The organism is Nostoc sp. FACHB-152, assembly GCF_014697475.1.
Classification (GTDB): domain Bacteria; phylum Cyanobacteriota; class Cyanobacteriia; order Cyanobacteriales; family Nostocaceae; genus Nostoc_B.
The window spans coordinates 22217-36561 of sequence record NZ_JACJRV010000052.1 but is presented as its reverse complement, the minus strand read 5'-3'; the positions used below and the strand labels follow the sequence as shown (position 1 = coordinate 36561).

Annotated in this window: 14 protein-coding genes; 10 read left to right on the top strand and 4 right to left on the bottom strand. The window is 39.9% G+C overall.

Annotation, left to right across the window (positions count from 1 at the left end):
• The first annotated feature begins 10 nt into the window (after positions 1-10).
• Both H6G76_RS25205 and H6G76_RS25200 read left to right on the top strand, forming a co-directional pair.
• Entirely contained in the window at positions 11-1798 is a 1788-nt protein-coding gene (locus H6G76_RS25205) for a M48 family metallopeptidase (RefSeq protein WP_190707206.1), read from the top strand.
• 207 nt (positions 1799-2005) lie between these two features.
• Positions 2006-2260 (top strand): SemiSWEET transporter, encoded by a 255-nt coding sequence (locus tag H6G76_RS25200; protein WP_190707203.1) that lies wholly within the window; start codon positions 2006-2008, stop codon positions 2258-2260.
• 11 nt (positions 2261-2271) lie between these two features.
• Here H6G76_RS25200 and mutL read toward each other — a convergent pair whose 3' ends face one another.
• Positions 2272-3954: a DNA mismatch repair endonuclease MutL gene (gene mutL / locus H6G76_RS25195; protein ID WP_190707200.1), complete on the bottom strand. Its 1683-nt coding sequence runs from the start codon at positions 3952-3954 to the stop codon at positions 2272-2274.
• A 269-nt stretch (positions 3955-4223) separates the two neighbouring features.
• Between mutL and H6G76_RS25190 the strand changes: the two genes are divergently transcribed.
• Positions 4224-4559, top strand: a complete 336-nt coding sequence (locus H6G76_RS25190) for a rhodanese-like domain-containing protein (RefSeq protein WP_190707197.1) — start codon at positions 4224-4226, stop codon at positions 4557-4559.
• Between the two features lie 151 nt (positions 4560-4710).
• Here the strand turns inward: H6G76_RS25190 and H6G76_RS25185 are convergent, their stop codons facing one another.
• Entirely contained in the window at positions 4711-5754 is a 1044-nt protein-coding gene (locus H6G76_RS25185; RefSeq protein ID WP_190707196.1) for an adenosine deaminase, read from the bottom strand.
• A 261-nt stretch (positions 5755-6015) separates the two neighbouring features.
• Between H6G76_RS25185 and H6G76_RS25180 the strand changes: the two genes are divergently transcribed.
• The 7 genes from H6G76_RS25180 to H6G76_RS25150 all read left to right on the top strand — a co-directional run bounded on the left by H6G76_RS25180 (position 6016) and on the right by H6G76_RS25150 (position 11453).
• On the top strand, positions 6016-7359 hold the full coding sequence (locus H6G76_RS25180; protein WP_190707193.1) for an adenylosuccinate synthase: 1344 nt from the start codon (positions 6016-6018) through the stop codon (positions 7357-7359).
• Between the two features lie 63 nt (positions 7360-7422).
• Positions 7423-7722, top strand: a complete 300-nt coding sequence (gene rplY / locus H6G76_RS25175) for a 50S ribosomal protein L25 (protein ID WP_190707190.1) — start codon at positions 7423-7425, stop codon at positions 7720-7722.
• A 237-nt stretch (positions 7723-7959) separates the two neighbouring features.
• On the top strand, positions 7960-9510 hold the full coding sequence (locus H6G76_RS25170) for an AAA family ATPase (RefSeq protein ID WP_190707188.1): 1551 nt from the start codon (positions 7960-7962) through the stop codon (positions 9508-9510).
• 148 nt (positions 9511-9658) lie between these two features.
• Positions 9659-10153 (top strand): hypothetical protein, encoded by a 495-nt coding sequence (locus H6G76_RS25165; protein WP_190707185.1) that lies wholly within the window; start codon positions 9659-9661, stop codon positions 10151-10153.
• Entirely contained in the window at positions 10153-10944 is a 792-nt protein-coding gene (locus H6G76_RS25160; RefSeq protein ID WP_190707182.1) for a YdcF family protein, read from the top strand. The genes H6G76_RS25165 and H6G76_RS25160 overlap by 1 nt, the downstream gene beginning before the upstream one ends.
• Positions 10945-11020: 76 nt before the next feature.
• Positions 11021-11218, top strand: a complete 198-nt coding sequence (locus H6G76_RS25155; RefSeq protein ID WP_242056512.1) for a hypothetical protein — start codon at positions 11021-11023, stop codon at positions 11216-11218.
• 13 nt (positions 11219-11231) lie between these two features.
• A complete protein-coding gene (locus tag H6G76_RS25150) occupies positions 11232-11453 on the top strand; it encodes a hypothetical protein (protein WP_190707179.1) in 222 nt (73 codons plus the stop codon).
• A 5-nt stretch (positions 11454-11458) separates the two neighbouring features.
• On the opposite strand, the gene H6G76_RS25145 is transcribed toward H6G76_RS25150, so the two are convergent.
• Both H6G76_RS25145 and H6G76_RS25140 read right to left on the bottom strand, forming a co-directional pair.
• The gene (locus H6G76_RS25145; protein ID WP_190707176.1) at positions 11459-11731 is read right to left on the bottom strand and encodes a ferredoxin-thioredoxin reductase variable chain; all 273 of its coding nucleotides are present in this window, start codon (positions 11729-11731) and stop codon (positions 11459-11461) included.
• Positions 11732-12298: 567 nt separating this feature from the next.
• A complete protein-coding gene (locus H6G76_RS25140) occupies positions 12299-14239 on the bottom strand; it encodes a protein phosphatase 2C domain-containing protein (RefSeq protein WP_190707172.1) in 1941 nt (646 codons plus the stop codon).
• Positions 14240-14345: the final 106 nt, after the last annotated feature.

The window sequence follows — 14345 nt, the reverse complement described above, 5'->3', positions numbered from 1 at the left end:
GGCTATCAATATGAAACAGGAATCTCAAAATCGCTTAAATCACTTTAATACACTGAAGTGTAAATACGAAGCAAGTGAATCTCAAAATTTATCATATTCTAGTATTTTGTATCACATATTACGTAAAGTTGACTTGAACATTGAACTCAATGATTTAGAAACTAACTGGTTAAAAGAATCTAATTTAGACAAAACTCTAAAACTTATCCAGAAAAAACAGCAACGTAAACAGCAAGAGTTTATTAATTTAGAGGCTGAATTTTTTCAGCTAAAATCTAAATACAAAGCTAAAAACCACAATACTTCTTGGCAGACTAGCAAGCTATATTACATACTTTTAAAGCTAGATTCAGGTATTTTACTTGTTGATTCAGAAAATCAATGGTTGAAAGTAAATGATTTGACTGATACCTACATAATTTCTCAAGATATAAAAGATTTTATTCAGCTTAAATGTAAATATAAAGCTAGCCAATATGAAAATTGCTATCCTAATGACACATTATATAAAATTCTAAAAAAATTAGATTTAAATGAGCATTTAAATGATGTTGAATATAATTGGCTGATTAATAAGCAACTTTATGAAACGGCAGAAATTTTTAAACAACAAGAGTCAGCGAAAGAAGCCAAGTTTACTGCGCTCAAATCTAAGTATCAAGCTAATAATTACCATAATCAATCTATCTCTGATACTTTATATAAGATTCTGCTAAAAATCGACGCTGAAGAAAAGCTACTCCATGATGAACTTCAGTGGCTAACACAGCACGGCTTTATAGAAACAATCTCCATTATTCAGGAATTAGAACAAACACAAGAATTTGCTAGTTTGAAAGTTAAATATAAAGCAATTCAATATTCTGATTTATCACCTAAGTGTCATCTATATAAAGTTCTCAGAAAAATTGATTCAGGAAGTTGTTTATGTGATCAAGATATTAACTTTTTGAAAAAACGTAAGCTGACTGAAACTATAGAAATTGCCAATGAACAATATGCTTTTTACCTAAAATCTAAAATATCTTTAGGAGAAATGCTCAATGATTCAGATATGGAATGGCTAAATGCTAATAACTATGACAATATTATCCAGTTGGCTCAAAAACAGCACTTTGTTATTCTCAAGCGAAAATACGGATTGATAGATCCTAATATCCCAATGGAGCTATTTTATACAATAATGCTTAAATTGGAAAAAAAAGAACGTTTAGATATTATCTTAGTTTCTCAACTAATGGAACAAGGTATTTTGTCCCGTCATGGTCAGATTGCCATTGCACATTACAAGCTAGAAGCAGAGTTTTATGAACAGGAATATCAGCGTACTGGAAGTAAATGGCATATACCTACTGCTAGTGCTTATTGGCGCAAAGCAGATGAACCAGAACAAGCATTAAACATCACTAATCTAGATTTACAAAAAATCAAAGATAGTAAGCTCAAGTCAGCTATTTTAGTTACTAGAGGTGGAGCTTTCAGAGATATGGAGTTAGCTGATGCTGAAAATTGTGCAAGGAAAGCTATGGAGTATCACCCTGATAGTTATCAACCTTATACTTTAATGGGCGCAATTTATTATGACCGTGGTGACTATACTAGAGGTGATTATTGGTTTGAAGAAGCTATAAAACGTGGTGCAAAATCTGAAGACATAGATGATGAAATTAAACGAATATTCCGCAGTACTAAAGATGATAATAAACGTCAGGAAGCAGCAGCTTATCTACTGAATAAAGACCCTAATCGTTATGTTTGGGCTAAATCTTATCTTCAGAAAATAAAAGCTCACAAATAACTAAAGAGAATAATCAACAGGGCTTACGCACAAGGCATTAAAAATCGTAGACGCGTGGCTTCCCGCAGGGTACAGCAGAGGCACAGAGTTCACGAATAAATGAGGATTTGAGAGGTTTTTTGCGTAAGTCCTAATCAACACTAACTTGATGTATTACAACATTTAGCCTAACAGCACGCTAAAATTTACTGCTACACTTGGTAAATAATGGACTTTTTAACAATTTTAGGATTAATGGCAGGGGCATTGACTACCATCGCATTCTTGCCTCAAATGTATAAAACTTGGCAATCAAAATCAGCAAAAGATGTTTCTTTTGTCATGCTGATTACATTTATGAGTGGACTATTATTGTGGTTGGTTTATGGACTGGCTCTAAATGCTTTGCCAATTATTATTGCTAATGGGATTTGTTTTATTTTTAATTTGATAATTTTAGTTTTGAAAATTAAGTATAAATGAGCCAATAAAACTTATATCCCGTGGCTTTTACCAATTACCCAATGTCTTCGGAAAAATCTGGCTAAGGCAGATTCTTCTAATGATAAATAAATAGGTCTTCCGTGAGGACAGGTGCGGGGGTTACGGGTACGTTGCCATTGGTCTAATAGGGTTTGCATTTCCTGTTGGTTCATTGGTGTGCCGTTGCGAATGGCACTACGACAAGCAACAGCAACTTGTGCAGCTTGTAAGTCTCCGCCCCAACTAAGTTCTAAAATTGCTTCTGCACAGTCTTCTCGCTGTTGTAAAAGTGCAGGTATATTACGAACTGCCCAAAGTTGTTCACCAAATGTTTCGATATTTAAACCGATACGTTGCAGTTGAGAAACTTGTGCTGGCGACAATTGATAAAGAATAATTGACGGTTCAACAGAGACAAGTTGCCAGTTATCACATATTTGTTCGTACAAAACTCGTTCATGAGCAATGTGTTGTTCTACTAGCCACATCCCACTAGAATGTTCAGCAACAATATAAGTGTTGCTAACTTGGGCGACAGCTTTTAATGAATGCTGGTTTTGAACCGGTTCATTAAGATTTTTAGGATTAAAGTTATAACCGCCTTTTTCTTCGGCGGCTTTGAGTAATTTACTAACTCTAGTTGTGTGGACTGCTTCTTTAAAGTTACCAGAATCAATGCGGAGTGCTTGGTCAATTGCTTGGGTGATTTGTTCTTGCCAATAATTCAATTCGTTGAGATATATTTCTGTTTTGGCTGGGTTACGATTCCAGTTAATTTGGTCTGGAGAAATTGCTAAATGCAATAAACAGATGGGATAGCGATCGCGTGGTAATGTTCTGTGAAACGCTGATAAAATTGTTTGCTCAAGTTCTGCTGATTTAACCATCCTGCCATTAATAGCTATCCGCACCCAGTCTGGACGATGGCGATGACAACGGTCTGGTAAGCCTACTACTAGAGAGAGTTGGGAGTGGGGAGTTGGGAGTTGGGAGTTGGGTGGGTGAGGTAGTTCGAGTTTGATTTCTTGTAAGTCGCCTTGCCTGACTTGCGGTAAAATCTGCGGCAGTAGTTGTCCGGTAGTGGCGGCTGGAGAAATTGTGAACCATACTTTGTCATTGTGCCAAATTTGCCATGTTACTTGAGGATGACACAGGGCAATTTGATGAATTGCTGCTTGTACAGCTTTCATTTGCTGTGTAGCACTGGGTAAACCTTGGCGGCGAGATGGGCAATTACCAAAAAGATTAGAGACTGTTACCACTGTACCAGGTGCGATCGCTGTTGCTTCGATTTCTTTTGCTTTGCCATCATCGCCATAAACAACTCGCCATCCTACATTACTTCCATCTGGACGACTTAAAATTTCCAAGCCTGCCAGAGTTGTTAAGCTATGCAAAGCTTCACCGCGAAATCCCAGGCTGTTAATTTTCCATAAATCATCACTAGAGCGAATTTTACTAGTACTGTGGGCTGTGGCTGCTTGTTGCAAGTCTTCTATGTTCATACCACAACCATTGTCGGCGACGCGGATACGCCACTGTTGCGGCCATAGATAAACCACAATTCTTGTTGCACCTGCATCTAAAGAATTTTCTACTAATTCTCTGACTACAGATGCTAAAGAGTCGATGACCTCGCCAGCTGTAATCAGATATACGACTTCTGTTGGTAAAGCTTTAATAGTAGATGCCATAAATTACAGTTTAGGCCAGCAAGCCACCATTGAATACAATACGGTTCGGTTAAAGGGGAAAGGCGAAGGGGGAAAGGGGAAGAAAAAACCTTTAACCCTTACCCCAAACCAATTTTTAGTTCAAAATGCTTATCCGAACCGTATTGCCATTGAATAGGATAAGTACTTTTCTCTACACCTAAACAGAATTTTTTATTAATTATAAAGAAACCTCAGATAATCAGGGATTCTTGATAGATTTCTTATGAAGTTGTAAGCGAGAAATGCTTATGAGTAATAATTTAGCTACCGATGCTCACGATTTGAAGTCTCGTTTAGAATGGGGCCAACCAGCTTTTACAATTATTGATGTGCGCGATCGCAACGCATACAATTACGGTCACATCACTGGAGCAATTCAAATCCCCGTCGATAAACTGGAAAATCGCGCTAAATCTTCTCTACACAAGGAACGCCATATTTATGTTTATGGCGACACTGAACAACAAACAGCGCAAGCAGCACAGATACTACGCGGTGCTGGATTTACTGAGGTGGGTGAAATCAAAGGTGGTTTAATCGCCTGGAAAACAGCTGGCGGGGCGACAGAAGGTGTTGCTGCCTAAACTACACTAGCTAGGGAGTGGGGAATAGGGAGTAGGGAGTAGGAAAAATAAAGGCTTTAGAAGTCGCGCAGTTGGGTTTTGCTTGTGTAGCCGCGACTTCCAGTAGCATTTTGATTCTAGTCTCTAGCCTCTAATCCCTAGCCCCTTCTGATTAATCTTTCATCGCCATCACTTTAGGAGTTTCTGGTTGTAGTAACCCGCTTAATAACGATGCAGGACGATCGCGATGAGGCCAAGCAAAGGCATGACGAAAAGCAGCATCTTGACAAGCTTGTAGCTGTTTAAAGTTAATAATGTCATAAGTCAACAGATTCTCGTATTCAAATGGCAAGCGAACATTATGTAAGCCAGCATTATCAGTACAAATCGCAATATCTACACCAGCATCAAAACAACGGTCAAAAACTAATTTGAGTTGACGGATATCTTGTAAAGTTCCTGTTTTGATGTATGTTGTCGGGCAAACTTCCAAACACTGCCCCCTTTTTGCTATCTCTGGAAGTAACTCTGGATATAACAAAGGAATCTGGATACCGTGACCAACCCGCATCAAATAAGGTAACAGTTCTGGGTAACAACCAGCAGTGGTTTCATAAAGGTGTCCGGTAGTGTTGATGCCTTGCGATCGCGCATAATCATACAAACTAATCCATTCTTGCAGGCAATCAGCATAATAGCTATCACCACCCGCTACATCTATCCCACACACATACTGTCTGTTCTGTACTGCCAAATCAATAATCGCTTTATTCACCTCATAAGGAAGGCGTGTGTGCATACACAGAATTTGGCTAGTCACAATAGGACATTCTTGTATCTGGCTGGCTTTACCCACCACCTCTACTATTTCTGCCATTTTGTCAATTCTCTCTGATTGACTTAAATGCTCCGGTGTACGTAGATAAGGTGTATAACGTAGTTCTAGATAAGCCAAATTTTCAAATATATAAGCACCCCGCACCAAGCGATAAATAAAGTAAGGCAAAGTTTCTACAGTTTGCACACTTTCAACTAAAGTATGCAATTCCAAGTATTCATCTAGAGTATTACGGGGTCTAGTGTAAAAATCTTCAAATTCCCCATAGTTGGGAAAGCGGGAAATGAATTCTGAAGAATGTCGTTCAAAATAACGCCATAAAACACGCGGTACAACTGAACCGCCCAAGTGCCTATGTAATTCTGCGTGTAAAGTCATAATATTTTTTGTAGAAAAATTTCAATAATGTTAACAAAAATATATAAATAAAAAATCTTTCGGATGAGAAAGATTTGGTAAAGCTATGGTTAATTAAAAAAGCGATCGCGTATGAGTGAAGGTAAAAAAAGACAGACTTTGTAACTAATTCCTATAAATATATACAGGTAAAGATTTAATTTCTTCAGACTTTCTTGACATAATTTACACTATATGTATAGAATAGGAATTTGTGGAAACTTTACCTCTTAATATAAACTCTTGGCTAACGTCATTGTCATAGGTGCCCAGTGGGGCGATGAAGGGAAAGGTAAAATAACTGACTTACTCAGCCGCTCCGCAGATGTAGTGGTACGTTACCAAGGGGGGGTCAATGCTGGACATACAATCGTAGTCCAGGGTCAAACTTTTAAACTTCACCTGATTCCCTCTGGTATTTTGTATCCCAATACCGAGTGCATCATCGGCTGTGGGACAGTCATTGATCCACAGGTTTTGATAGCAGAACTCGACCAACTAGAAGAACTTAATATTTCCACTGCCAAACTGTTGATATCTGAAACAGCCCACGTCACGATGCCATACCATCGATTAATTGATAAGGCATCCGAGGAGCGGCGGGGAAGCCATAAAATCGGCACTACTGGCCGAGGAATTGGCCCGACCTATGCAGATAAATCAGAGCGTACAGGCATCAGAGTTTTAGACTTGATGGACTCAGAAGGACTGCGCGACCAGTTAGAGTGGACAATCAATTATAAAAACGTCATTTTAGACAAACTTTACAACTTGCCGCCCCTAGACCCCAAAGAAGTGATTGATCAATATTTGGGGTATGCTGATCGCTTGCGTCCTTACGTTGTTGATACATCGCTGAAAATATATGATTCAATTCAAAAGCGGCGCAACATCTTATTTGAAGGAGCGCAAGGTACACTCCTGGACTTAGATCATGGGACTTATCCCTATGTTACCTCGTCTAACCCCGTCGCGGGTGGAGCTTGCGTAGGTACAGGGCTAGGGCCGACAATGATAGACCGAGTAATTGGGGTGTCAAAAGCCTACACAACCCGCGTGGGCGAAGGGCCTTTCCCCACAGAGTTAGACGGAGAACTCGGAGAACACCTGTGCGATCGCGGTGCGGAATTTGGGACAACCACCGGACGAAAACGGCGTTGTGGCTGGTTTGATGCTGTCATCGGTCGGTACGCTGTCCGGATTAACGGTATGGACTGTATGGCGATTACCAAACTCGATGTTCTCGATGAATTAGCAGAAATTCAAGTTTGTGTCGCCTATGAAATAGATGGCGAACGCTGCGAACACTTCCCAACCAGCTCCCGTCAGTTTGCCCGTTGTCGCCCTATCTACAAAACCTTACCAGGATGGCAGAAGTCTACAAGCGACTGCCGCACCCTAGAAGACTTGCCGCAGCAAGCACTAGACTACCTGAAGTTCTTAGCCGAATTGATGGAAGTCCCGATCGCGATCGTTTCCTTAGGAGCTAGCCGCGATCAAACCATAATTGTAGAAGACCCTATTCACGGCCCCAAACGTGCATTACTGCACGCAAACGGCACACCTGCCTCCTTGCTGAGTGCTTAATATTAGTCATTTGTCATTAGTAAATGACAAATGACAAAGAACAAATGACAAAGGACAATCAAAATGACTGTGACAGTTGAATCTCAAAAGCGACCAGAAGGCAGTAAACCCAATGCTTTGCGTCGTTCTGGTTTAATCCCTGCCAATTTGTATGGCCATAATGGAACTGAATCTATCTCTTTGGTAATTGATGCCAAAGTTGTTGAACGCCTGCTGAAAAAAGCGGCTGTCAACAAAACAGAAATTGAACTCAGCATTCCTGAGCTTCAGTGGACTGGTAAAACCGTACTCAAAGAAGTTCAAGTGCATCCAGCAAAGGGTACACCTTATCACATTAGTTTCTATGCCTCTGCTAAAGGCTAGAACAGTTAAATCATTTATGTTTCTTGACACTTTAAGTTTGAAATAATTGCTGATCATACCAGGGGTAAAACCCTGGTTTTTTGGTAAGCTACAAAGGTGAAAAATGGGCTAGGGACTAAAGGCTAGAGGCTAGAAAATACTGGCCTCTAACTAAGCCTTTCTGACTTTACAGAAGGACATAAAAATCTCTCTTTCCTAGCCCCTAACCCCTAGCCTCTAGCCTCTCAAACCAAAAACATGACAGAAGTAACTCTTCCAGCTTTAATCCAGCAGATGTTACAGCCAGGCTTTTATCCCCATCCTGTAACAGAACCCATTCAACTCAGCCAAACCCACGCTTCTTATGTACTGCTGACGGGAGATTACGCCTACAAGTTGAAGAAACCAGTAAATTTTGGGTTTTTGGACTTTTCCACTTTAGAAAAACGGCAGCATTTTTGTCACGAAGAGTTACGACTGAATCAGCGAGGCGCGGCGGAACTGTATTTAGAAGTGTTACCCATAACACTGGAAGAAGAAAAATATCAGCTAGGGGGAATTGGCAAACCTGTCGAGTATGTAGTAAAAATGCGCGAGTTTCCCCAAGAAACACTATTGAGCAACTTGTTTGCACAAGGCAAGTTAACTGAGGGTAACTTGGAAGAATTGGGAAGGGTGGTAGCTCAGTATCATGCTAAAACTGAGACTAATGATTACATTCGCAGCTTTGGGGAAGTGCCGCAAGTGCGGGCTGCGTTTGATGAAAACTATGAGCAAACAGAAAAATACATTGGCGGGCCTCAAACACAGCAGCAATTTGATGAAACCAAGGCCTATACAGATAAATTTTTTGCTGAAAGGCAAGAATTATTTCACAAAAGGATTGAAAATCACTATATCCGAGAATGTCACGGAGACTTACACCTACGAAATATTTGTCTGTGGCAAGATAAAATTCTACTGTTTGATTGCATCGACTTTAATGAATCGTTTCGCTTTGTCGATGTAATGTTCGATATAGCTTATGCGGTGATGGATTTGGAAGCCCAAGAGCGTCCAGATTTAAGTAATGCTTATTTAAATACTTATTTAGAGCAGACTGGTGACTGGGAAGGTTTAGAAGTCTTGCCCATATATTTAAATCGCCAGTCTTATGTACGAGCAAAGGTAACTTCATTTTTACTAGATGATCCTGGTGTCCCAGCAGCAGTTAAGGAAGAAGCCGCAAAAACAGCAGCCAAATATTACAAGCTGGCTTGGCAATATACGCAACCCAAACAAGGAAGGCTAATTTTAATGTCGGGGTTGTCAGGTTCAGGAAAGAGTACTACAGCCAAATATTTAGCCCGACAATTTAATGCGATTCATATCCGTTCAGATGCGGTGCGGAAACATTTGGGGGGAATTCCACTATTGGAACGTGGTGGCGATGATTTGTATACGCCGGAAATGACGCAAAAAACTTATGCTCGGTTGTTGAAGTTGGGAACTATACTAGCTAATCAAGGGTTCACCGTGATTTTGGATGCTAAGTATGACCAAGCACAACTACGTCAAGATGCGATCGCCCAAGCTAAGAAGTATCAATTTCCTATCCAGATTATCTACTGCACTGCACCTTTAAAAGTACTTGAAGAGCGTCTTGCTAACCGTACTGGTGATATTGCTGATGCTACTGTAGATTTATTAACAACACAATTCAAGCAAACTGAACCTTTTACTGCTACAGAACTATCCTACGTTCATACTTGGGATACTACTCAACCACAGCAGACACAATTAAATCTTTTGAACGAGAAAAGGGTGTAAAAAGAAGGGTGCAGGGGTATATGGGTGTAGGGGTGTAGGTGTTCAAAACCCTGACACTCATACACTCATACACCCAATGTCAGTAACTCACATTCGTGCCTAAGTCCTGACTTTTATACCCCTCAACCCTTAGATCTCTAATAAACTTATGGCAAAAAATAACAACTTATTTAATTTTTCTTCGGAATTTATTTCTCAATTAATATTTGGGTCATTTTTAACTTTCATCTTAATGATGACGGGTTCACCTGCCTCTTTGAGTATCTTCTTAGGAATTATTGCTGGTTTTACCTTGGGCTGGCTGACTAGTGCTAGTAAAAATAGCCCTCAAGCCCCCACCGTAGCTTCTAATGATGGTATTGATGCAGGACTAAAATACTGGTTATTTTTCTTACTCGGTTTTGTATGGTTGGGATATCCAGCACCTATGAGTATCTTGCTTGGTGGAATAGGTGCTGTTGGTGCTGGTTGGATTATTGCTTGGTGGGGCAGTAAAGAAGAAACTAGAACTCAGTTACCAGTTGAAGTTGTGGAAGAAGGAGAAGAAAGACCTAGTACCAGAATTACTAAACAGCAAAAAAGAAGAACTACTCGCCGTTTTCGCCGTGCGAGAGGGATTAGCTTTAGGTTTTGGCAAAGGTAATGTTTTTATATCTCTCCAAATTGTTGCCACTGTTTTTTTATCCTTTAGGATTAGCCAGTGTCAGTTTAGTAGTAGCATTGGTAACGCTACGCAAAAGACCCCGCACGGCGACAGTAGCGATCGCTTTTTCTTTAGCGTTATTACTATTGTGTAGTAATGCTTGGGTAGCTAAATCACTGGTGCGATCGCTGGAATGGCAGAATATTCCATCTGGAGAACTGCCCAATGCTGAAGCAATTGTAGTTTTGGGTGGTGCGACTAAATCAGCTTTTTTTCCGCGGCCTAGTGTAGATTTAAGTGAAACAGGCGATCGCGTAATTTACGCAGCACAACTATATCGCCAAAAAAAAGCTCCTGTAATTATTCTCAGTGGTGGTCGCATTGATTGGCGCGGTAGTGGTGCATCAGAATCGGCAGACATGGCCAGTATTTTGACATCAATTGGGATACCATCACCAGCAATTGTGGAAGAACCTGATTCTCTCAACACATACCAAAATGCTGTGAATGTCAAGAAAATTTTGCAGTCCAAGGGAATTCAACGGGTATTATTAGTGACTTCCGCCATGCATATGCCGCGATCGCTCAAAATTTTTCAGCGTCAAGGTATCGATGTAATTCCTGCACCTACTGACTTTCTTGTGACTCAAAGTGATTTTCAAGAACTTGTTAGTACTCCCAAAGGTGCTTTACTGAATTTACTCCCTGATACAAACAACCTGCATCAATTTACGTTAGCCTTGAAAGAATATATTGGTAATTTTATTTATCGCTTACGTGGTTGGCTTTAGCAGAACATCTCCAAAAAGCTAAAATCTAAAAAGCAGACAAGATATAAATAAAGGTTTCACGCAACTAGCCACTGAGATGATAGCCCTTGACAAGTGGGCTGATTCTAGCCAAACAGAAATATTAGGAGCAGTGACAACAGGAAATATTTGGCAGTTTGGGATTTTATATCGACAGACGCAAAGTATTGAACAAGGAATTAACCTTTACCGAGTTACTGAAGAATTAGAAATAGTAATGAGAATTTTGCTGGCCGCACTAATAAACGAAAGTTAATTTTTTATAAATTATGTCTCAAGAATTACCTCAGATTATCCCTGCACCTCAACCTGAAGTTGAAGAAACTTTTAGTGCTTATCAAACAACCCGCGAATTTTACCACGAAGTTCAGGGACGTTTAGAATTTAAACGTTATTGTGAATGGTATTACACAACAGCAGAAATGCATCGTCAAGAACTGCAAAAAATGCGCGGCGAACTAAATATTTTTAGGTGGTTTCGCCGCTTATGAGAAAATTAAATGATTTCTAACTCATTATCTCGTAAGTGAGCTTTAAATTTTTTACTAAACTGGACTAAGAATGGGAAATTAGCACTTACTGGTCTACCTTGCCATTGAGTCACTACCTCCACGATTTCGCCTTCTGAGCCTTTGATGTCAAAAGCTTTACCGCGATGTTCAGGATGATGGTAGACTACTACCGATTGATTTACACGGACGCGATCGCCAACTTTCATAACAATATTTACACCTAACTTTTGCGGTTCTACAACAACTTCCACAGCCATCCCTCATCGAACTTACTTATTGAAAAATAGACTGTCAGCAACAGTTATTTTTCATATTTCATCTAGACAGACGCGATGTTTTATGCATCTGCAACTGTGATACAAACAAAGCCTGCCCATGCAGGCTTTGATAATGGTTAGTCACCAACAAATGCATCACTGCTTTTACCTATTCAATGCACTTGCTTACGCTCTGAGTTCTCTCATAAGCGATTGTTGAGGACTAGTAAGCTAACGAGCTAGTAAAGACTCGTTATAATTTTGCTGTGCTATTTAACAACAGTTTCAATTCTACAACAAATGGATATCCTGTTCCTATCTACTGTGTCTCACATTAGCGTGTATTAGCTAGGCAATATCAAAATCAATAGATGATATAGCATTCTTATTTGATTTATAAACTACTTGTGGAGGCAGGCAATAGGGAATAGGGAATAGGCAATATATTTATTTGAATCTCCTACACAGGTTACTCAAAATAAACTTATTCTTTAAATCTCAAATGTAAATTACTTTTAGACTTCCTTTACTACCTATTTTTTATAATTACCTGAAAGTTAAATAATATTATTTAGACCGAGGGCAGAGAGACTGCACTGTTTGAGGTAATTTTTGACACATCTGTTGTAATGTTTGTGGATTCAGTTGCCACCAAGCTAATAATCCCAAGCTTGTACTTCCAACTAACACAGCTAATAGTCCTCCAACCAGGACTAATGGTTTAGGTTGTCGGCGGGGTTTTTGAATTGGTAATGGGCTGGGTGTTGGTGGGATTGGTTCCTCAGTTAAATCTAGATCTAACAAAGCTTGACTGCTTTGAGCTAAAGCAGGTTCTTCTACTTCTGGTATTTCTGGTTCTATAATCTCTACGGTGGGTGAGGATAAAATCACTGGCACTAAGTATTCTTTAGAAAGCTGACAAAGAGTTAGAACAACTGATGTGTTGTCATGACCATTTTTTTGGTTTGCCAGATTAATTAAATCGTGGACAACTTCTTCAACTGAAACTTCGCCTGTAAGTATAGGTATGGCGAAATCCTGCCAGGAGTTTTCTACCCAATTATTGTCACTTAAACCATCAGAACACAGTAGTAATAAACCTTCTTCATCAATAATGAATCGTTGAATTGTCAGCCGCAGAGATTCTGCATCTTTAGTGCCTAATGCTTGAGTTAACGCTGTTGCATCTGGCCTCTGGAGTGCTTGGCGATATAAACTTCTAGCAAAGCGAACTTCTCGCCATGCAACATCATCATCAACTGTTAGTAGCTGGCAGTAGTTGCGAGTTATCCAGTAAGCACGGCTATCTCCTATGCTGACTAAATAAAGTTCATGAGCGTTATCTGAGTGCCATCCAGAGATTGTGGCTATTCGTTGTGGTAATTGCAACGCCATTACTAAGGTTGTCGCCATACGTTCTCGCCCTTGACGTTTCTGTTCGTCATTGCGGGCGCAGATTAAATTATTGACTACTCGCAGGCTGGCTTCTAACTGTTCTTGCAATAAGTTTGGTGATACAGGTTCAGTTTGTTGTGCAACTTCTGCTAATAAGGCACGAATTTGTAATTTTAATGATTGTACTGCCATTTGACTGGCTACTTCACCGCCTTGATGCCCACCAATGCCATCACAAACCATCGACAACCTTGGTATTAGTGGGTCATAGGGTTCATTTGTGTTTGGATAACAATTGTCTTCGTTTTGTCCTAGTTCTGGCCCTGTATCTGTAGTACCTGCAACCCTCAGGCTAAGGGGTAATTCTGCGGCTGATGAAAGTAGGAAAGTATTTAGTTGTGTGGTAATGGTTTCTAAATCTGCTGCATCATTAAACATTTGCTCAACTATTTTTTGCAAGCCTGGAACAACTTGTGGTTGCGCTGATGCTATCCAAGGTTGCCAAAATTGCCCTAACTCACGCAAGTTGAGTTTTTCATCAGTTGGGTTTGGCTGAAGTTCTAACAGGCGCACACACCAACCTTGAACTCGTAAGTTATCTGCAATTAGTAAACTTTGTTCAACCTCTAATTGGGATAATGGTTGCCAAAGTTGGAGAATCTGCCATAACCAATAAACTTGTCTAACTGCTGTGGCTTGTTCCCAAGCTTCGGCTATGGTTGGGTAAAGATTACCTGTCTCATCTATAGGCGCATTTTCTAGTAAAAAAATATCATCGCCATCTGTTGGGGAAGGGGCGAACCCATAGGCTTGGGGAAGATGTAAATGCTGTTGATATAGTTTTAAGTAGGGTATGACTTCTTGGGGTAAATCTGGTGGGGCTGCTGGTGGTAGTCCTGGTTGAGTATCTAACCAGATTTGCTGCGTAATTACTTCATAGCGATCGCCTACTTTTGTTTCTGGTGTAATATTAGCTGCTAACGCACCAGTAGCCCAGAGGTAACGATAAATTAAGGGAGTTTGACAATTGGTACAAGTTCGCTCACCTATAGAGTTAGCTGGGCGATCGCACGTTGGATTTATGCAATAAATTATTCTTTCACTAGAAATCATATAAACTATCAATTTCCCAAAAATCAACTCATGAATTTCGATTAAAATTTGCGGTCAATACTTGCTGGCTAGAATAAACTCGATTTGTATACCTCTGGCTATATGT